This window comes from Burkholderia arboris (assembly GCF_902499125.1).
Classification (GTDB): domain Bacteria; phylum Pseudomonadota; class Gammaproteobacteria; order Burkholderiales; family Burkholderiaceae; genus Burkholderia; species Burkholderia arboris.
On the sequence record NZ_CABVPX010000039.1, the window covers coordinates 1 to 19018 of the forward strand.

At 67.6% G+C, this 19018-nt stretch carries 22 protein-coding genes and 1 tRNA gene; 13 read left to right on the top strand and 10 right to left on the bottom strand.

Annotated elements, in window-relative coordinates:
* Positions 1-102: 102 nt before the first annotated feature.
* From trmB to BLA15945_RS32635, 3 genes are all read right to left on the bottom strand, one after another.
* The gene (trmB, locus tag BLA15945_RS32625; RefSeq protein WP_059235706.1) at positions 103-870 is read right to left on the bottom strand and encodes a tRNA (guanosine(46)-N7)-methyltransferase TrmB; all 768 of its coding nucleotides are present in this window, start codon (positions 868-870) and stop codon (positions 103-105) included.
* A 348-nt stretch (positions 871-1218) separates the two neighbouring features.
* Complete coding sequence (uraD, locus tag BLA15945_RS32630; protein WP_059235704.1) at positions 1219-1746, bottom strand: 2-oxo-4-hydroxy-4-carboxy-5-ureidoimidazoline decarboxylase; 528 nt, start codon at positions 1744-1746, stop codon at positions 1219-1221.
* Between the two features lie 149 nt (positions 1747-1895).
* Positions 1896-2834 (bottom strand): LysR substrate-binding domain-containing protein, encoded by a 939-nt coding sequence (locus tag BLA15945_RS32635; protein WP_174994300.1) that lies wholly within the window; start codon positions 2832-2834, stop codon positions 1896-1898.
* A 377-nt stretch (positions 2835-3211) separates the two neighbouring features.
* Between BLA15945_RS32635 and BLA15945_RS32640 the strand changes: the two genes are divergently transcribed.
* The 5 genes from BLA15945_RS32640 to BLA15945_RS32660 all read left to right on the top strand — a co-directional run bounded on the left by BLA15945_RS32640 (position 3212) and on the right by BLA15945_RS32660 (position 6648).
* Entirely contained in the window at positions 3212-4552 is a 1341-nt protein-coding gene (locus tag BLA15945_RS32640; RefSeq protein WP_174994301.1) for an MFS transporter, read from the top strand.
* 2 nt (positions 4553-4554) lie between these two features.
* Positions 4555-5076: a hydroxyisourate hydrolase gene (uraH, locus tag BLA15945_RS32645; protein WP_174994302.1), complete on the top strand. Its 522-nt coding sequence runs from the start codon at positions 4555-4557 to the stop codon at positions 5074-5076.
* A gap of 46 nt (positions 5077-5122) precedes the next feature.
* Positions 5123-5458, top strand: coding sequence for a hydroxyisourate hydrolase (uraH, locus tag BLA15945_RS32650; protein WP_059235698.1), 336 nt, complete (start codon positions 5123-5125; stop codon positions 5456-5458).
* Between the two features lie 23 nt (positions 5459-5481).
* On the top strand, positions 5482-5949 hold the full coding sequence (locus BLA15945_RS32655; protein WP_174994303.1) for a nucleoside deaminase: 468 nt from the start codon (positions 5482-5484) through the stop codon (positions 5947-5949).
* 366 nt (positions 5950-6315) lie between these two features.
* On the top strand, positions 6316-6648 hold the full coding sequence (locus BLA15945_RS32660) for a hypothetical protein (RefSeq protein ID WP_174994304.1): 333 nt from the start codon (positions 6316-6318) through the stop codon (positions 6646-6648).
* Positions 6649-6891: 243 nt separating this feature from the next.
* On the opposite strand, the gene BLA15945_RS32665 is transcribed toward BLA15945_RS32660, so the two are convergent.
* Positions 6892-6966, bottom strand: a tRNA-Gly gene (locus BLA15945_RS32665).
* Positions 6967-7266: 300 nt separating this feature from the next.
* Here BLA15945_RS32665 and BLA15945_RS32670 point away from each other — a divergent pair.
* Positions 7267-7611: a cupin domain-containing protein gene (locus BLA15945_RS32670; RefSeq protein ID WP_059235692.1), complete on the top strand. Its 345-nt coding sequence runs from the start codon at positions 7267-7269 to the stop codon at positions 7609-7611.
* A gap of 283 nt (positions 7612-7894) precedes the next feature.
* Positions 7895-9061, top strand: coding sequence for an enolase C-terminal domain-like protein (locus BLA15945_RS32675; protein WP_174994305.1), 1167 nt, complete (start codon positions 7895-7897; stop codon positions 9059-9061).
* A 3-nt stretch (positions 9062-9064) separates the two neighbouring features.
* Here BLA15945_RS32675 and BLA15945_RS32680 read toward each other — a convergent pair whose 3' ends face one another.
* The 3 genes from BLA15945_RS32680 to BLA15945_RS32690 all read right to left on the bottom strand — a co-directional run bounded on the left by BLA15945_RS32680 (position 9065) and on the right by BLA15945_RS32690 (position 11197).
* Positions 9065-9694, bottom strand: a complete 630-nt coding sequence (locus BLA15945_RS32680) for a LysE/ArgO family amino acid transporter (RefSeq protein WP_174994306.1) — start codon at positions 9692-9694, stop codon at positions 9065-9067.
* Between the two features lie 108 nt (positions 9695-9802).
* Positions 9803-10105, bottom strand: coding sequence for a DMT family transporter (locus BLA15945_RS32685; protein WP_233464345.1), 303 nt, complete (start codon positions 10103-10105; stop codon positions 9803-9805).
* A gap of 162 nt (positions 10106-10267) precedes the next feature.
* Positions 10268-11197, bottom strand: a complete 930-nt coding sequence (locus BLA15945_RS32690) for a LysR substrate-binding domain-containing protein (RefSeq protein WP_059235685.1) — start codon at positions 11195-11197, stop codon at positions 10268-10270.
* A 170-nt stretch (positions 11198-11367) separates the two neighbouring features.
* Between BLA15945_RS32690 and BLA15945_RS32695 the strand changes: the two genes are divergently transcribed.
* The 3 genes from BLA15945_RS32695 (at position 11368) to scpB (ending at position 14781) form a co-directional block, all read left to right on the top strand.
* Complete coding sequence (locus BLA15945_RS32695) at positions 11368-12690, top strand: MFS transporter (protein WP_059235683.1); 1323 nt, start codon at positions 11368-11370, stop codon at positions 12688-12690.
* Between the two features lie 61 nt (positions 12691-12751).
* Positions 12752-13975, top strand: a complete 1224-nt coding sequence (locus tag BLA15945_RS32700) for a CaiB/BaiF CoA transferase family protein (RefSeq protein ID WP_174994307.1) — start codon at positions 12752-12754, stop codon at positions 13973-13975.
* On the top strand, positions 13972-14781 hold the full coding sequence (scpB, locus tag BLA15945_RS32705; protein ID WP_059235679.1) for a methylmalonyl-CoA decarboxylase: 810 nt from the start codon (positions 13972-13974) through the stop codon (positions 14779-14781). The genes BLA15945_RS32700 and scpB overlap by 4 nt, the downstream gene beginning before the upstream one ends.
* Positions 14782-14813: 32 nt before the next feature.
* On the opposite strand, the gene BLA15945_RS32710 is transcribed toward scpB, so the two are convergent.
* The 3 genes from BLA15945_RS32710 to BLA15945_RS32720 all read right to left on the bottom strand — a co-directional run bounded on the left by BLA15945_RS32710 (position 14814) and on the right by BLA15945_RS32720 (position 16834).
* Positions 14814-15356: a chromate transporter gene (locus BLA15945_RS32710; RefSeq protein ID WP_174994308.1), complete on the bottom strand. Its 543-nt coding sequence runs from the start codon at positions 15354-15356 to the stop codon at positions 14814-14816.
* Positions 15353-15964: a chromate transporter gene (locus tag BLA15945_RS32715; RefSeq protein WP_174994309.1), complete on the bottom strand. Its 612-nt coding sequence runs from the start codon at positions 15962-15964 to the stop codon at positions 15353-15355. Before BLA15945_RS32715 ends, BLA15945_RS32710 begins: the two co-directional genes overlap by 4 nt.
* Before the next feature lie 114 nt (positions 15965-16078).
* A complete protein-coding gene (locus BLA15945_RS32720; protein WP_059235674.1) occupies positions 16079-16834 on the bottom strand; it encodes a DeoR/GlpR family DNA-binding transcription regulator in 756 nt (251 codons plus the stop codon).
* A gap of 81 nt (positions 16835-16915) precedes the next feature.
* Between BLA15945_RS32720 and BLA15945_RS32725 the strand changes: the two genes are divergently transcribed.
* The 3 genes from BLA15945_RS32725 (at position 16916) to BLA15945_RS32735 (ending at position 18983) form a co-directional block, all read left to right on the top strand.
* A complete protein-coding gene (locus BLA15945_RS32725; RefSeq protein ID WP_174994310.1) occupies positions 16916-17515 on the top strand; it encodes an NUDIX domain-containing protein in 600 nt (199 codons plus the stop codon).
* Positions 17512-17892 (top strand): hypothetical protein, encoded by a 381-nt coding sequence (locus tag BLA15945_RS32730; protein ID WP_059235669.1) that lies wholly within the window; start codon positions 17512-17514, stop codon positions 17890-17892. The genes BLA15945_RS32725 and BLA15945_RS32730 overlap by 4 nt, the downstream gene beginning before the upstream one ends.
* Before the next feature lie 185 nt (positions 17893-18077).
* Entirely contained in the window at positions 18078-18983 is a 906-nt protein-coding gene (locus tag BLA15945_RS32735) for an SIR2 family NAD-dependent protein deacylase (RefSeq protein ID WP_174994311.1), read from the top strand.
* Positions 18984-19018: the final 35 nt, after the last annotated feature.

Below are 19018 nucleotides of genomic sequence, written 5' to 3' on the forward strand. Positions count from 1 at the left end.
CTACGGGTACCGCGACGAGGAATATTTCTTCCTCAAGATCCGCGCCGCGTTCCCCGGTAATCCTCGATGAACCTTTTTTTATCCCGCGCGGGGCGGTGCGATTCAGCCTGCGCGCTTGCGGAACACCAGGTCCCACACACCGTGGCCGAGCCGCAGCCCGCGCCGTTCGAACTTCGTCACCGGACGGTAGTCGGGGCGCGGCGCATAGTCGGCAGCCGTGTTCTCGAGCGTCGGTTCAGCGCCGAGCACTTCCAGCATCTGCTCCGCATAGTTCTGCCAGTCGGTCGCGCAATGCAGGTAGGCGCCCGGCTTCAGGCGCGATGCGAGATGCGCGACGAGCGGCGGCTGGATCAGCCGGCGCTTGTGGTGGCGCGCCTTGTGCCACGGATCGGGGAAGAAGATGTGCACGCCGTCGAGGCTTTCCGGCGCGAGCATGTGCTCGAGCACCTCGACCGCGTCGTGCTGGATGATGCGGATGTTCGGCAGATCCTGCTCGCCGATCAGCTTCAGCAGCGCGCCGACGCCCGGCTCATGCACTTCGACGCCGAGGAAATCGTCGCCCGGACGATGCGCGGCGATTTCCGCGGTCGATGCGCCCATCCCGAAACCGATCTCGAGAATGCGCGGTGCCTTGCGGCCGAATACGGCATCCCAGTCGGGCATCTCCGGCGCATACGGGACGACGAAGCGCGGGCCAAGGTCGTCAAGCGCACGGCGCTGGCCGGTCGACACGCGGCCGGCGCGCGTCACGAAACTGCGGATGCGGCGGTGGTGCAGCGGGTTGACTGCGTCGGCGCCTTCGGCGGCTTCGTCGGGAATGGCGTCGTCGTGCGGCGGCAGGCCGGCTTCGTTCGGATCGTCGTGCATCATCGGTACAGAGAAAGGCTCGGTTGCGGGCGAGGGCATCGGGCGCGCGGGACGCGCCTGCGCGGTACAAAAAAGCCGCCTTCGACGAGGCGGCTGGGCGCGCGGTTGCGGAACGTGGCGACGGGAGCGGCGATACGCCGTCAAGCCGTTGATCCTGAAGGATTTCCCGTTCAGCCAACCGGAAAGAGCCGGATTATGGACTGGTTTGATCCGACTGGCAAGGTTGCGGCGGGCGGCGGCCGCGCTGCCGCTGGCCCCGGGGCCGACGCGCTCCGGGTTGGGGCCATATGGCGAGAGGGCCGACGCGCATGCCGCTTCGGCCCTCGTTTCAGCGAACGGATGCGTTGCGCGTCACGCGACGCGCGCGTCGAGCCGGCGACGCGTGATCGCCTTGATCTGGTTCAGCGCGTAGTCGAGTTCGAATGCGGTTTCGCGCGACACGCGGCTCTCCAGTTCGAAGAAGATGCCGGCCTTCGTGTAGTGGCGCACGCAGATGATGAACGGGAAGCCGTGCTGCTCGCGATACGCGCGGTTCATCCGCTGCAGGCGGATTTCCTCGTCGTCGGTCAGTGCATCGAGGCCGGCGCTCGTTTGTTCGCTGACCGATGCATGCGTCAGCCCGCCGCCGCGCACCGCCTGTGCAGACAGTTCGGGGTGGCGATCGAAGAACGCCTTTTTCGCGTCGATGCCGCGCGCGCGGATGCTGGCCATCATCGCGTCGTGCAGCGCGTCGACCGAAGCGAACGGGCGCGCGGCCCATGCGTCTTCGGCGACGTCCGGCGAGTGCTCGAAGATGTCGCCGAGGGCTTGAACGAACTGATCCTTCGCCATCGCGTTGATCGCGGCGAGCCGGGTGGTGTCGAGTGGAGTCGAGGACATCGTCTGTAGGAACCTTCGAGCGGGAATGGAGGTTCCGAGTATAGGAATCGCACCGGTGCGACCAGAAGTGGGCAAGTCCTATTGGCCGTATACCAGCCGGGGCATCGGCCCCGCACGTCGGCGGTTCCGGGCCCGCGTCGCCGCGCGCGTCATGCGGCGCCGGCAACCGACGTCAGCCGCTCGCCGCTGTCCGACAACAACCCGCGCAGCCACGCATGCGCCTTCGAGCGATGCTTGTTCGGATGCCAAAGCACATAGAAGCGCATCAGCGGAAAGTTGAACGGCGCCGGGCGGATCAGCAGCGGCAGGCGGCGCGCGTAGTACGCCGCGAAATGCCGCGCGGTCGTCAGGATCAGGTCGGACTCGCTGACGAGGTACGGCGCGAGACTGAAGTAAGGGCAGGACATCTGTCGGCCGCGGCTCAGGCGCAATGTCGCGAGCGAACTCTCGACGACGCCGCGCTGCGAGCTCGAGTAGGGCAGCGGCACCAGGTGCGACGCATCGATATAGCTTTCCGCGGTGAGCCTGCCGGGCTTCGCGAGCCGATTGTCCTTCGACATCAGGCACACGATTTCGTCCTCGAGCAGCACGTTCATGTGCAGGTGCTCGGGTGGCGTCGGCCAGTTGCCGATCACGACGTCGACCTGTCCTTCGGCGAGCGCCTTCTCGTAGTCGTATTCGGTGCCCATCGGCAGCGTGACGAGCTTCGAGTTCGGCGCGTGCTGGCGGAACCGCCGCGCCAGGTCGGCAAAGAACGGCGGCGCGAGGTAGTCGGGCATCGCGATCGTGAACGTGCGGTCGGAGCGCTGCGGATCGAAGGCGTCGTCGGCGCTGAACATCTTGTCGAGCGCATTGAGCGCGACCCGCGCGTCCTGCGCGAGCTGCAGCGCGCGTTCGGTCGGCACCATCTCGTTCTTCTCGCGCGTGAGCAGCGGATCGTCGAACAGCTTCCGCAAGCGTTTCAGTGCGCTGCTGAGCGCGGGCTGCGACTGGTTCAGCCGGATCGCCGTGCGCGACACGCTGCGTTCCTCGACGAGCGTACACAGCACGCGAAGCAGGTAGGTGTCCAGCGGATCGTCGTGGCGCATGGTGATTCCGGGTTCGTTGAGCGGCTCCACTTTGCCGTCGAGTGCCGAACGGCGTCAACGGGGCGCGGCGGGGGCGGAGCGTCCGCGCGGCCGTCGCGCGACGGGCGGGCGCGCCGCCGATGCCGCTGAAACGGCCGCCACGCTTGACGGGCGACGCCCCGCGAAGCGATACGGGGCGGCCTGCAGCGCGGTTTGCTATGGGGCCTATAACAACCCGAGCCTGTCTGCTGCCGGACCCCTGCGATATGGTCGGGCTTCACAACAAGATCACGGCCTGGCAAGCCGCCGACGCACGACCGGATTGCTGCGCAGCGTGGCGGCGACACGGGCGGTCGCGTCGCCGGCCCAGGACGGTCGAGTCATTACAGGAGACAACTGTGTCCGTCACGGAACAGCATTCGTCAGTCTATTCGTCGGCCGAGCCGACGCTTGAAGAGCGCGTCTATCGCAAGGTGTCTTGGCGTCTTCTGCCGTTTCTCTGCGCACTGTGGGTGCTCGCGTGGCTGGATCGCGTGAACATCGGTTTCGCGAAGCTGCAGATGCTCGATACGCTCAAGTTCAGCGAGGCCGTCTACGGGCTCGGCGCCGGCATCTTCTTTCTCGGCTACTTCTTCTTCGAAGTGCCGTCGAACGCGCTGTTGCAGAAGATCGGCGCGAAGAAGACCATCATGCGCATCACGATCGGCTGGGGGATCATCTGCATCCTGCAGTCGTTCGTGAAGACGCCGACGCAGTTCTACCTGCTGCGCTTCCTGCTCGGCGCATTCGAAGCCGGCTTCTATCCCGGCATCATCCTGTACTTGACCTACTGGTATCCGAGTTCGCGGCGCGCAAAGGCGTTCGGCACGTTCATGTCGGCGTCGGCGATTGCCGGCGTGCTCGGCGGCCCGCTCGCCGGTAGCATCATGACGTCGCTCGACGGCTCGCACGGCTTCCACGGCTGGCAATGGCTGTTCGTCATCGAGGGCATCCCGTCGGTGCTGGCCGGGGTCGTTGCGTACTTCTACATGACCGACCGGCCCGAGCAGGCGAAGTGGCTGTCCGTCGCCGAGCAGCAGGTCGTGCGCAACGTGCTGGACACGGACAAGCGCGAGCTCGGCGAGCGCGGCCACGACTGGCGCACGCTGTTCCGCAACCCGAAGGTGTGGCTGATGATCGCGATCTTCTTCTGCCTGCTGTGCGCGAATTCGGCGCTGACGTTCTGGATTCCGACGATCATCCGCGACTCGGGTTTCGGTGCCACCGTGGTGATCGGCTGGATCGCCGCGCTGGCCTACGTGTTCGGTGCTGCCGGGATGATCCTGAACGGCGCGCGTTCCGACCGGAGCAAGGAAGTGCGCTGGCACTTCGCGATACCGTCCGGCTGCGGCGCGCTGGCAATGGCAGCGATGGCCGTGCTGCTCGGGATGCCGGGCGTGGCGCCCGCGTTCACGATTGCCGCGATGATCATCGCGCTGGCCGGCACGATGAGCGCGATTCCCGTGTTCTGGCAGTTGCCGAACCTGTATCTGGCCGGCAGCGCCGCGGCGATCGGCGTCGCGCTGATCAATTCGGTGTCGAACCTGGCCGGCTTCGGTGCGCCGTATGTGCTCGGGCTCGTCAAGAGCGCAACCGGCAGCCTTGCACCGGGCCTTTACCTCGTCGCGGCGATCGAGCTGATGGCCGCCGTGCTGGTCGTGACCGGCATCGCGCATGCCCGCAAGTCGAAGGAGTCCTGATCATGAGCGAATTCATCAAGCGAGAGCGCCGGCAGTTCGTGATGGCGTCGATGGCCGCCGCCGGCGGCATGCTGCTGGCCGGCCGCGCACAGGCTGCGACGCCGCTGGCGGCGCAGGGCGATGCGCTGAAACCCGCGCAGGCGGCCGATCCGGTCTCGCAGCATGGCGCGAGCCCGCGCCTGACCATTCACCTGCTCGATACCTACCACGGTGCACCCGCGGCCGGCATGCACGTCGAGTTTTCGCGGATCGAGAAGGGCGAGGCCGTGCCGATCCGCAAGGCCGTCATCAACCCGAACGGGCGGACCGATGAGCCGCTGCTGATCGGCGACACGTACGTGGCGGGCGATTACGAGCTGCTGATGCAGGTCGACGATTACTTCAGGATGAAGGGTGCGCGGCTGCCGTCGCCGTCGTTCCTGACGCAGGTGCCGATCCGCTTCCGCGTCACCGATGCATCGGTGCGGCTGCACCTGCCCGTGCAGTTCGGGCCGTGGAATTACACGTACTACCGCGGCAGCTGAGCGGCAGGTTCATTCCGGATCCCTCGACCCGAATTGGAGCAAGCGAATGGCAGGCATCAGCACCCATGTTCTCGACCTGACGACCGGCAAGCCGATCGGCGGCGTACCGATCGAACTGTACGACCTGGGCGTCACGCCGCCCAGGTTGCTGAACCGGACGGTCAGCAACGCGGACGGGCGCACCGACGCGCCGATGTTGCGCAGCGAAGCGGCGCGCGCCGGGCAGTTCGAGTTGCGTTTCTCGATCGGTGCGCACTTCAAGGACGCGAGCGCGCTGTCCGACGTCGTGCCGGTCCGCTTCACCGTATTCGATCCGGCACAGCACTATCACGTGCCGCTGCTCTGCTCGCCGTGGTCCTTCTCGACGTACCGCGGCAGTTGATCTCACCTGAATGGAGAAGTGCCATGTCTCAAACCGATACCTACCTCGTCGACTCGATCCGCCTCGCGATGGAGAACGTGCGCGAGCGCAAGACCTGGCCGTTCGGCGCCGTGCTCGTCCGTGACGGCAAGGTGCTCGCGCGTTCGGTCAATGAAGTGGATGCGACGTGCGATCCGAGCGCGCATGCCGAGATGCAGGCCGTGCGTGCCGCGAGCAAGGCGCTCGGCAGCACGGATCTGGGCGGCTCGGTGATGTATGCGAGCGGGTATCCGTGCTCGATGTGCCTGTCGGCGATGTATCTGGCGGGCGTCAGCGAGGTGTATTACGCGTACTCGAACGAGGACGGCGAGCCGTACGACCTGTCGGCCGCGCGCGGGTATGTGGAGATCGCGCGTCCGCTGGAAGCGCGCGAGATGAAGCTGGTCCATCACCGTGCGCGCGATGAAGGGCAGGACCTGTACGAGGCCTGGCAAGCCGTGCACGCTGGCTGAACGACGGGCTCGTACCACGCAAGGTTGATCGGTGCTGGCGCTTACGGCGCACTCCCCGGCACCGGTTTTGGGACACGCTTTCCTGGTGAGGGAGGGTGTGTCCTTTTTTCTTTGGGCGGTTCGGAAGTGTTCGGGCGATTGAGTAGAATCGCTGACGCAACCGGTATGACCGGATGCGCGAGACGCGTGCGCAACGTGATGACAATGAACAGTGCGCGTTTCGTTCGATTGCTCGCGGCCAGAATGACAAGAGGCGATGACGGCCGCCATGACGCTTCATGTTCCGCATGTGGTTGCGCTGGCAACGATGGTGAGAGATGACGCGTGGGCATGATCCACGACCAATGGCCTTTGGGGAGAAAAGCCATGAGTGAAACAACTTCCGGACGTCGCAAGATCGGTAGCGGCCCGGCGACGCTCGCGCTCGCCGAGTGTGCGATTGCCGGCATCGTCGGCATTTCGATCTTTAATAATCCGGATGCCTTTGCCGGGGCGTCGGGGTTCGGCGCGATCGGGACTGCGCTGGCTGTTGTCGTCCTGTGCTGCATCGTTTCGCTCGGCGGTCTCGTCTGGGCGATCGGTGCGCTGCTGAATGCCGATCGCGATGCCGGAGCGAGTGCGATGCTGGCGTATTGCGCGATCGTGCTTCATGGCCTGCTGTGCTTGCCCCTCCTCATCGTGATGTTGCGGGCGGCATGAGGTAGGCGTTGCGCTCATGGGCCGGCCTTCGCACGTCGTCGGACGAGGGAGGCTGGAGGTGCGTTGCGGATGGAGCAGCAGGCGCCGGACTTTCCATTGCGGGCTACCGATCCGCAAATCTTGCGACGGGCGCGCGAAGGAGATGCCCCCGTGGCACACATTCAGGATCGGATAGCGCTGGAAGAGGGGCAGTGACTGCCGGAGAACCCTGCAAGCCTTGTGTGGCGAGGGTTTGAGATGGTGTGGAGCGGGCGATGGGAATCGAACCCACGTCATCAGCTTGGGAAGCTGAGGTAATGGCCATTATACGACGCCCGCAGAACGCGTAATTCTACAGGGTTTGGCCGCGGTGTTGCAAGTGAGGCGTGTTGGCGGCTGGCAAACGGCTTCGCGCTCCCCGATGGCGCGCCATCTCGATACGCCGGCTACACGAGGAGGGCGGCACTGAAACGCGAGGCGCCATCGCGACACCCAGGCCGAACGAAACGCACCGCCGGCACGTTAGCACGCAAGCCCGTGTCGAAAATAGACGAGTCGGTGTCGGAAGCATGCAAGTCCCGGCAACGCTTTCGAACTAACGTGACAAGCCTCATTTACGATCGTTAGTCTGGAGCTGATATGTCCGATTTCATCACCGTTCTGCGCGAAACCTGCCCGACGCCGGTCCTTGATGCGACCAAGTGGAAGCGCATCGGCGGCGATCCGCACACCGTGAACCTCAACGCGTACCTCTCCAAGGACGGCAGCAAGATCATGGGCACGTGGATCTGCACGCCGGGCAAGTTCGAGGTGAACTACGAGAAATGGGAGTACTGCCACTTTCTCGATGGCTACTGCATCATCACGCCGGAAGGCGAGGCGTCGGTGCACCTGAAAGCCGGCGACGTGTTCGTCATTGAACCCGGCATGAAAGGGACGTGGGAAGTGGTGGAGACGGTGCGCAAGTACTTCGTCTTCGCGTGAGCGGGCCGGTAGAGTCGATCCACGCTTGTCTTGGTCACCCGACACCCGCCCGGTTCACGGAGCAGGGAGGCAAGCAGGGGATTCCGCCTCAGTAAAACCCGATCCGGTTCGAAAACAGCTCGCCGAGCGTGGTTGCACGCTCGGCCGGTTTCGCCCCCTCTCGCGATCGCGCCCGGTGCCTGCAAGACATCGCGCAAGCGCCTATGATGCGACGATCCGCCCGTCGCACCGGCCGTCGCGTGCATGGCCTGCGAGCACCGCATGTTTTCCCGGAACCCCGACCATGCGCATCACCGCGATCCACGAGCAAGCGATTCCCGTGTCCCGCTATGCCGATCCGGCGATTCCATCCGGGGGCCTGACGACGAGCGTCGTCGCGGTCGTCACCGACGTCGTGCGCGACGGCAGTCCGGTGACGGGTTACGGCTACGCATCGATCGGCCGCTTCGCGCAGGGCGGCCTGATCCGCGAACGGTTCGCGCCGCGCCTGCTGGCTGCGGCCGGCACGCTCGCAGACGAATCCGGCACGAACCTCGACCCGTTCCGCGCCTGGCGCGCGATGATGGCCGGAGAAAAGCCCGGTGGACATGGCGAACGCTGCGTCGCGGTCGGTACGCTCGACATGGCGATCTGGGACGCCGCCGCGAAAATCGCCGACCTGCCGCTCCATCGCTTGCTCGCCGACCGGCTCGAACGCGCCGCCGCACCGCGCGTGCGCGTGTACGCGGGCGGCGGCTACCGTTATCCGCATGACGATCTCGCGCGCCTGTCCGACGAGATGCGCCGTATCGCCGATCTCGGCTACACGCACGCGAAGATCAAGATCGGCGGCGCGGATCTCGACCAGGACCGGCGCCGCATCGAAGTTGCTGCCGCGCACCTTGCAGGGGCTTCGCATCTCGCGGTCGACGCGATGAACACGTACGACGCGATGACTGCCCGCACGGCCGCCGAGAGCCTCGCGCCCTTCGATCTCTGGTGGTTCGAGGACATCTGCGATCCGCTCGACCTGCCGCTTCAGGCGGACATCGCCACGCGATACGCTTCGCCGATCGCGGCCGGCGAAGCGCTGTTCTCGCTGGCGGAAGCAAAGCTGCTTGACCGCTACGGCGGATTGCGTAGCGACCGCGACATGCTCGTGTTCGATCCCGTGCATTGCTACGGGCTGCCGGGCTATCTGCAGATCGTCGATCACTTCGTGTCGCGCGGCTGGCGGCGCGAAGCGTTCTGGCCGCACGGTGGCCATCTGTTTGCGCTGCACGTCGTCGCGGCGCTCGGGCTCGGCGGCGCGGAAGTCAGTCCGTTCGCGTTCCATCCGTTCAGCGGACTGGCCGATGGCGAAGCCGTCGACGCGGGATATGCACGCGTGCCGCAGGCGCCTGGCATCGGTTTCGAACTGCATAGCAATGCACACGACACGTTCCGCACGATGTCGATATCCGGCCGCTGACGCCTAAAGCGCATCGATCGCGAATCGAATCGCGAAGCCGAGCATCATCACGGCAACAAAGCCGTCGAGCACCCGCCACGCGAGCGTGCGAGCGAACCACGCACGGCACGCGCGTGCGCCATAGGCGAGCATCAGGAACCATGCGAGCGACGCGGTCATCGCGCCGATCGCAAACGGCGCGCGCGTGGACGGCGTGTGACTCACGATCACGGTACCGAGCAGCAGCACGGTATCGATCCACGCATACGGATTGAGCAGCGAAACGGCTGCGGTTGCCAGCACCGTGCGTGACAGCGTGGGCTCGCCGCTGCCGGCGCGTGTACCGTCGACATGCCCGGGCTGCCGTCTCACGATCGCCGAGCGCAACGCGAGCAGGCCGTAGCCGGCGAGATACGCGATACCGGCCCACAGCGCGGCCGACACCACGGCGGGATGCCGCGACAGCAACGACGACAATCCCTGCGCGCCGAGCGCGATCAGCAGTGCGTCGCTGCCTGCGCAGACGAGGGCGATGGCGAGTAGATGGGGGCTCGAGATCGAGCGCTTGATGACGAAGGCGTCCTTGGGGCCGACCGACGTGAACAGGCCGGCGCCAAGCAGCAGGCCTTCGATGAAGGCAGAGGTGTCGAGCACGAGCGGGCCGACAACCTCTTAAGCTGAACCGGTGATGGTTACGATGGGAGCAACGTTAAGGAGCGCCGGGGGGCGTTGTCAATGCCCCGCCGGGCGCCTGCGCATCGCTCATCGCGCTGCCGCATCGCCGAGGTTGAGCGTGACGAGCGCGCAGACGGTCAGCGCGATGCCGGCGAGCTTCAGCGACGACACCGATTCGTCGAAGCAGACGATGCCGATCACGGCGGTGGCCGCCGTGCTGGCAGCGGCCCAGCTTGCATAGGCGAGCCCCATTTCGAGCCGCTTCGTCGCGAGCGCCATCAGCCACACGGCGCACGCATAGCAGACGACCGTGATCGCGGACGGCAGCGGGCGGGAAAAGCCGGCCGACAATTTCAGGCCGACGGAGCCCGAGCACTTCGGCGAGAACACTGACGCCCAGCAGAAGCCAGGCAGACTGGAGCGGGGACACGAACGGCCTCCTTCCCCCGACGCTTGTACCGAGCGGCGAAGAGAAGTGGCAGTGTCAGCGGTACCCAGGTGGAAGGAGCTTAGTACGCGCGGCGGGGCCGCACAAGGTACGGGCGGCGCCGGTCACGCGCGATCGCCATTGCCGGCCGCCCATTCGGGCCGCTGCCCGAGCGTGTCGAACAGCCGGACGATCTCGGCCTTCACTTTCTGCACCGCGTTGCTGACGAGCGCGGTGTCGTGCCAGCACAGCGACAGGTCGCGCGCGAACAGGCGGTGCGCGACCGTCGACAGCTTGAGCTTGCGCTCCTCGATCTCGACGTGCGCGGCCGTCCACGGCAGGATCGTCACGCCGAGTTGCGCCATCACGGCCGCGAACAGCAGCCCGGTCGAACTCGCCTCGAAGCTGATTTCGTACGACAGCCCGGCCTCGCGCATCGCCCAGTCGACGCGGTTGCGGATCGTGTTCGGCGCGCTCGGCAGCACGAGCGGCATTCGCGCGATCGCATCGAGCGGCACGGGATCGTCCGGCACCTGGAATCCGGGCCACGTGATCAGGTACAGCGTTTCGGTCAGCAGCCGGTGGATCGCAATGCCGCGCGTGTCGACCGCATCGACGACGATCGCGAGATCGAGCCGCGTGCGTTCGAGCAGCGTGTCGAGATCGGCGCTCGGCGCCTCGATCAGCTCCAGCATGATGCCCGGATAGCGGTCGCGCACGGCGCGGGCGAGCGGAATGGCCAGCACGCGCGCGGTGCTCGACGGCATCCCGACCGTCACGCGGCCTTGCGGCGTTTCGGCGTCGCGGCGCAGCAGCTCGCGCGTGCCGTCGGCCTGGCGCAGCAGTTCGAGCGCGTGCTGATACAGCGTGCGGCCGGCGGCGGTGGGTGCGACGCCGCGCACGCTCCGCTCGAGCAGCTGCATCCCGAGATCCTGTTCGAGATTGCGCATCTGCTGGCTCACCGCCGGCTGCGCGACATGCAGCGCCTCGCTCGCATGCGTGACGTTGCCGCATTCGACGACCTTCACGAAATAGCGCAACTGTCTCAAGTCCATCGCCGCCGTCTCCCGATTCAAGCCATAAGCCAATCCGATCGAGCAAGATGAATATCATATTTTTCCGCGATCGATGGTGTTTCTATACTCGTCTCACAAAAGAGCCCGACTGCCGGCCATCCCGGACCGGACGCGGCGAACGTGCCGGCCCCGCCGGCAAGGAGACGAAGATGTTCAAGGCGATCGACGCGCCGGCGGCCGGCGCGAAGCCGCGGCGTACGCCGCTCACGCGCGAGCAGGTGAAGGGTTTCTGGGCCGTGTACGCGGGCTGGGTGCTCGACGGCGTGGATTCGGTGATCTACGCGCTCGTGCTGATTCCCGCACTGACCGAATTGCTCCCGGCCTCCGGTATCGCGGCGACGCCCGCGAATCTGGGGATGTACGGCTCGATCCTGTTTGCGCTGTTCCTGATCGGCTGGGGCTTGTCGTTCATCTGGGGGCCGCTTGCCGACCGCTTCGGCCGCGTGCGCACGCTTGCCGCGAGCATCCTGATCTACTCGGTGTTCACCGGCGCGGCCGCGTTCGTGCACGACGTATGGGCGCTGGCCGCGTGCCGGCTGATCGCCGGGATCGGCGTCGGCGGCGAGTGGGCGCTCGCGGGCACCTACGTCGCCGAGAGCTGGCCCGAAGACCGTCGCAAGATGGGCGCCGGCTACCTGCAGACGGGCTACTACTTCGGCTTCTTCATCGCCGCCTGCCTGAACTACACGATCGGCGCGACCTACGGCTGGCGCGCGATGTTCCTGTGCGGTCTTGCGCCCGCCCTGCTCGCGGTGTTCACCGTGATGCGCGTGAAGGAGCCGGGGCAGTGGCGCCGGCACGACGCGCGCGATGGCGACGTGGCCGACGCGCGGCGTGCGCATCCGCTGCGCGAGATCTTCGCGCCCGCGTTCCTGCGCCGCACGCTGACGAGCGCGAGCCTCGTCGGCGTCGCGATCGTCGGGCTGTGGGCCGGCTCCGTCTACGAGGCGAGCGCGGTCAGCACGCTGGCGGCGCGGGCGGGCATCGATCACGTCGGCGCGCTGCGGCTCGCGTCCATCGGCGCGGCGATCCTGTCGTGCGCGACGATCGCGGGCTGCCTGGTTGCCCCGTGGCTGTCGGAACGGCTCGGCCGGCGCACCGCGCTCGGCGTGTATTTCGCGGGGATGGCCGCATCGATCGTGTTCGCGTTCGGCTGGGCGTTCTACCAGCCGAACGGGCTCACGGCCTTCATGGTGTCGCTCGCGTTCCTCGGTTTCTTCGGCGGCAACTTCGCGATCTTCTCGCTGTGGCTGCCCGAACAGTACCCGACGCGCGTGCGGGCCACCGCGTTCGCATTCAACGCATCGGTCGGCCGCTTCATCGGTGCAGGCGTGAACTTCCTGCTCGGCGCCGCGATTCACGGCTACGGATCGCTCGGCGTGCCGGTCGCGTGGACCGCGGCCGTGTTCGGGCTCGGCATCCTGATCCTGCCGTTCGCGGTCGAGACGCGGCATCAGACGCTGCCCGAATGAACGGCGCACGTCCCGTGTTCATATCCACGCCATACCCAGTCGTCAATATCAGGAGTCCGGAATGCAGGCATTGAAGGGAATCAAGGTCGTCGATCTGAGTCGCGCGCTGTCGGGGCCGTTCTGCTCGATGGTGCTCGCCGATCTCGGCGCCGACGTGATCAAGGTCGAGTCGGGGCCGCACGGCGACATGAGCCGCACCTGGGGGCCGTTCGATCGCGGCGTGAGTACGTACTACCTGTCCTGCAACCGCAACAAGCGCGGCATCTGCGTGGACTTCCGGCAGCCGGCCGGCCTCGACGTCGTGCGGCGCCTGATCGCACAGGCCGACGTCGTGATCGAGAATTTCAAGGCCGGCACGATGGACGCGATGGGGCTCGGCTATGCCGTGCTGAGCGCGCGCGATCCGCGGCTCGTGATGGGCAGCGTCACCGCATTCGGCCCGCGCGGCCCGCTGCGCGACTGGCCGGGTTTCGACCAGATCGCGCAGGGTTATGCAGGGCTGATGAGCCTGACCGGTTTCCCGGACGGCGAGCCTACCCGCACCGGCACCGCGATCGGCGATCTCAGCTCGGGGATGTGGGTGGCGACCGGCGTGATGGCCGCGCTGTTCGAGCGCGAGCGCACCGGGCGCGGCCAGCATGTCGGCACGTCGTTGCTGGAAAGCCTCGTGTCGCTGCTGAGCGTGCACGGGCAACGCTACCTGAGCCTCGGCGACGTGCCGCGCCGCACCGGCAATGCGCATGCGGTGATCGCGCCGTACGGCGTGTTCGAGACGGCCGACGGCCCGCTCAACCTCGCGCCGATCACGACCGACATGTGGCTGCGACTGTGCCAGTTGCTGGATCTGCCCGAGCTGCCGAACGATCCGCGCTTCGCGACCAACGATGCGCGCGTCGCGCACCGTGACGAACTGAAGGCGTTGCTCGAAAGCCGGCTGCGCACGCGCGGCAAGCGCGAATGGACGCAGCGTTTCGTGGAGGCCGGTTTGCCGGCCGGGCCGATCAATACGCTCGACGAAGTGTTCGACGATCCGCAGCTCGCGCATTGCGGGCTGGTCGAGCCGGTCGCCCATCCGACGCTCGGCACGCTGCGCCAGGTCGTCACGCCGCTCGGCGGGATGGGCGACGACGTGCCGGCGCCCCGCACGCGCCATGCGCCGCCGCTGCTCGGCGAGCATACGGTCGACGTGCTGCGCGAAGCGGGCTACGGCGACGATGCGATCGACGAACTGCTGGCCGCGCGCGCGATCTTCCAGGCGGAAGCCGTGGCGGAGGCCGTGCAATGACCGACATGACGAAACACGACAGCGCGTCGGCCGTGACGGTCGAGATGGTCGGCGAGCGGATTGCGCGCGTGCGGTTCGCGAATCCGGCGCGGCGGCATGCACTCGACGCACCGTTGCTCGATGCGCTGGTCGCGCGCCTCGACGCGCTCGCCGGACACCGTCCGCCGCCCGTCGTGATCCTGTCGAACGACGGCAGCGGCGACGTGTGGAGCGCGGGGCACGACCTGCGCGAACTGGCCGACGATCGCGATCCGCTCGCATATGGCAAGCCGCTTGAGCGCGCGCTGCGGCGTGTACGGACCTATCCGGGGGCAGTGATCGCGGCGGTGGCCGGGTCGGCGTGGGGCGGGGCGGTCGATCTCGTGATGAGCTGCGATCTAGTCGTCGCGGCGCGCGATGCGCGTTTCGCGATGACGCCGGCGAACATCGGCCTGCCGTATTCGACGAGCGGCCTGCTGCGTTTCTACGACAACCTGCCGATTCACGTGCTGAAGGAAATGTTCTTCTGCGCGCAGCCGCTCGACGCGGAGCGCGCCGCGCATCACGGGCTCGTGAACCGGCTGGCCGAGCCGGGCGGTGTCGACGACGCGGCGCTCGACGTCGCGCGCACGATTGCCGCGAAGGCGCCGCTGGCCGTGCATGCGGTGAAAGAGCAGTTGCGCGTGCTGCAGGACGCGCGGCCGCTGCCTGCCGATGCGTTCGAACGCATCGCCGAGTTGCGCCGGCAAGCGTGCGAAGGTGCCGATTTCGACGAAGGGTTGCGTGCGTTCGCGGAGCGTCGCGCGCCGCAGTTTCGCGGCGCCTAGGCGTACCGGTCGCGCTGCGACGGCGGTGTGCGCTACACGCCGCCGAGTGCGTGTACGCCGACGAGCAGCAGCGCGCCGATCGCGATCAGCAGCAGCGCATGAAGGCGCGTGTAGATCACGCACAGCGTCGATGCAACCGCGATCGCGCGCGCGGCCCAGCCGCCGTCGAGCGCCTGCAGCAGCACCCACACCGACGCGAGGATCATGCCGGCCGCGACCGGGCGCAGGCCGGTTTCGAGCGCAATCTGCCAGCGCGCGCCCTGGTGCCGCCGCCACAGGTGCGCGACGCCGTAGATCAGGAAAGCCGTCGGGCCGAACAGCGCGAGCGTCGCGATCACCGCGCCCCAGAAGCCGGCCACCTGCCAGCCGATCAGCGTCGCCAGCAGCGAGCCGGGGCCCGGCGCCATCCGCGCGATCGCGAAGTCGTTCACGAATTGCGTGGCGCTCATCCAGTGATGGACGTCGACGACCTGCCGCTGGATATCGGCAATGATGGCCTGCCCGCCGCCGATCGTCGCGATCGACAGCGGCGCGAATACGCCGAACAGGGCGGCATAGCGTGCAGACGCGTTCATCGTGCGTCGCGCTCGGCCGATGTAGCGGCCGCGCGGCGGTATTCGAGCGCGACGCTCAGCGTGCCGCCGATCAGCACGGTCCACACGAGCGGCCAGTGCAGCACCGCAACCGACACGAACGTGAGCGCCATCACGGCGAACGGCAGCACGCGACGCGGCAGCCGGCGCACGGCGGTGATCGCCATCGAGATCGACAGGCCAATCGCCGCGGCCGCCGCGCCGGCGAGCGCGACGTGCGTGAGCGGAAAGCGCGTGAGGGTCGAGAACGCGACGCCGAACAGCACGATCAGCACGGCCGGCGGCGCGATGATGCCGGTGAAGCCGGCCACCGCGCCGCGCCAGCCGGCGAGGCGGTAGCCGATCCAGATCGCGAGGTTCTTCACGTTGACGCCCGGCAACGCCTGCGACAGTGCGAGGCCGTTGAGGAACGCCTCTTCGTCGAGCCAGCGCCGTTCGTAGACGAAATCGCGCATCATCCGCCCGCTCAGTCCGCCGCCGAAGCTGGTCAGGCCGATTTGCGTGAACGCGATGAACAGCGCGAGGATGCCCGGCGGCGGTGCGTCGCCTGCGGGCGGTGCCGGTGGAGTCGTGGCGGAGGGCGGGGGCATCGGGCGGGGAGCACGTGGCGATCGGGCGATCGCCCATGTTAGCAAGGGCTGCCTGTCAGCACGCTGACATGGGCTGGGCGCCGGCGCGACGACACCCGCAACCGGTTCGACGCGCTAGGCGCGCACGACCGTCACGCCTGCCGCCTCGATCGGCTTCGTCAGCGCGGCTTCGGTTTCCTTCTCGACGACGATCGTCTGCGCGAGCGTGATCTCGCCGATCACGAACTGCGACGCCGCGCGCAGTTTCGATTGCGACGCGAGCACGACCGTCTCGGCCGCGCGTTCGGCCAGCGCGCGCTTGATCGCCGCTTCCTCGAAGTCGCCGGTGCTCAACCCGGCGACCGGATGGACGCCCGTGACGCCCATGAAGTACAGGTCCGCATGAATGCGCGCGATGCCTTCCATCGCCGCCGCGCCGACCGCGACGATCGAATGCTTGTACAGCCGCCCGCCGATCAGGATCACGTCGATCGACGGATGCGCGGCCAGCGCGACCGCGACGCTCGGGCTGTGCGTGACGATCGTCGCGCGCAGGTCGGCCGGCAGCTGGCTGACGAGCAGTGCCGAGGTCGTGCCGCCGTCGACGATCGCCACCTGGCCGGGCGCGATCATCTCCGCCGCGCGCCGCGCGATGCGCCGCTTTTCCGCCGTCTCGAGCGCCTCGCGCTGCGCGAACGGCGCGACGGCCGGCGACGCCGGCAGCGCGCCGCCATGCACGCGCTGCAGCAGACCTTCGGCCGCGAGTTCGCGCAGGTCGCGACGCACCGTGTCCTCGGACACGCCGAATTGCGCGCTCAGCTCGACGGCCAGTACCTGGCCGTCGCGTGCGAGCGCATCGAGGATCGCCTTCTTGCGTTGGGTCGTCAGCATCGTGGTTGCACGAAAATTCTTGAAATTGCACGAATCTGCACGTTACCATGGGCGCCGTCTTTTGTCGAACGGGAGGCTGCAATGGCTGCAACGCGTGACCGGGTGCGCATCGTCGATACGACGGTGCTGTCCGATGACTGGTATGTGCTGAAGAAGGTGACCTTCGATTTCCTGCGCCGCGACGGAACGTGGCAGCGCCTGAGCCGCGAGACCTACGATCGCGGCAACGGCGCGACGATCCTGTTGCGCAATGCCGGCACGGGCGACGTGTTGCTGACGCGGCAGTTCCGGATGCCGGCGTTCGTGAGCGGGCACGACGGCATGCTGCTCGAAGCGGCGGCCGGCCTGCTCGACGATGAGACCCCCGAAGTGCGCATCCGTGCGGAGGCCGAGGAGGAGACCGGCTATCGCGTGCGCGGCGTGCGCAAGGTGTTCGAGGCGTTCATGAGCCCGGGTTCCGTCACGGAGAAGCTGCATTTCTTCGTCGGCGAATACGATGCGTCGCTGCGCACCGGCGACGGCGGCGGCGTCGCGGAAGAGGGCGAGGATCTCGAGGTCGTCGAGATGCCGCTGCGGGCCGCGCTGGATGCGGTCGAGCGCGGCGAGATCGTCGATGCGAAGACGATCATGCTGCTGCAGTACGTCGCGCTGCGGGAAACCGCCGGCGCGCGCGCCGCATGACGCCGCGGCTCGTGCTGGTCGCCGGCCCCTATCGCAGCGGCACCGACGGCGACCCCGCGCGCATCGCCGCGAACCTGCACCGGCTGGAAGCGGCGGCGCTGGCCGTGTATCGGCGCGGGCACGTGCCGATGATCGGCGAGTGGGTGTCGCTGCCGCTCGCGGCCGCGGCCGGGTCGACACAGGTCGGCGACGCGATCGGCGAGGCGTTCCTGTATCCGGCCGCACACCGGTTGCTGCGCCGCTGCGATGCGGTGCTGCGTATCGAGGGCGCGTCGCGCGGGGCCGACATGGACGTCGGTCTGGCGCGGCAGCTCGGCAAACCGGTCTATTTCACGGCCGACGAGATTCCGGTCGCGCAGGACGATCCGGATAGCTGACCAGGAAGGGCGGCGCCGGGCCGGCGCACCGCAGGCCGCGTTGCTGTATCGGCCGCTTGTCTGCATGGCAGATGACCGGACGAGCACGGCGTCGTGCCGCTGCATCGCGCATGCGGCGCGGCGCCCGAACGGGCGTATGATCGCGACGCCACTCGCGCACCGTTCGACGCTACCGCCGCCCCATCATGCCGTTCTCCGATCCCGCCGATCCCGCCGATCCCGCCGATTCCACCGACGCCACCGACGCCACCGACGCCACCGACGTGCCACTGCCCGTCGATCTCGTCGCATCCGCCGTCGACGCGCTCGCGCGCGCCGACGCATTGCTCGTGACGGCCGGCGCGGGTATCGGCGTCGATTCCGGGTTGCCCGATTTTCGCGGGTCCGACGGCTTCTGGCGCGCGTATCCGGCGCTGCGCCACGCGCGTTTCGAATTCCACGAGATTGCGTCGCCGCATGCATTCCGTGCGTGTGCGCCGCTTGCGTGGGGGTTCTATGGGCACCGTCTCGCGCTCTACCGCGCGACGGTGCCGCATGCGGGTTTCGCGATCCTGCGCCGCTGGATCGACGCGATGCCGAACGGCGGCTTCGTGCTGACGAGCAACGTCGACGGCCAGTTCCAGAAAGCCGGCTTCGATCCGGCGCGCATCGTCGAGATCCACGGGTCGATTCATGCGCTGCAGTGCCTGCGGCCGTGCTCGGACGACACGTGGGATGCGGCGCCGTTCGTGCCCGATGTCGATGAAGCCACGTGCCGCCTGGTCGGCGACATGCCGTGCTGCCCGCACTGCGGCGGCCTCGCGCGGCCGAACATCCTGATGTTCGGCGACACCGGCTGGCTCGGCGAGCGCTATGACGCGCAGGAACGCGCGCTGGAAGACTGGATCGCGCAGGCCGGGCGCGTCGCCGTGGTCGAGATCGGCGCGGGCACCGCGATTCCGACCGTACGCCTGCTGAGCGAACGGCTCGGTGCGGACGTGATCCGCATCAACGCACGCGAAGCGCATGCGCGCCGTTCGGACGTGATCGGGCTGAAGGGGAGCGCGCTCGTGACGTTGACCGCGCTCGATCGCGCGTGGCGCGGCGGCTGAGTCCCGCGCCACGGGCCTGCAGGCGGCAAACGCCA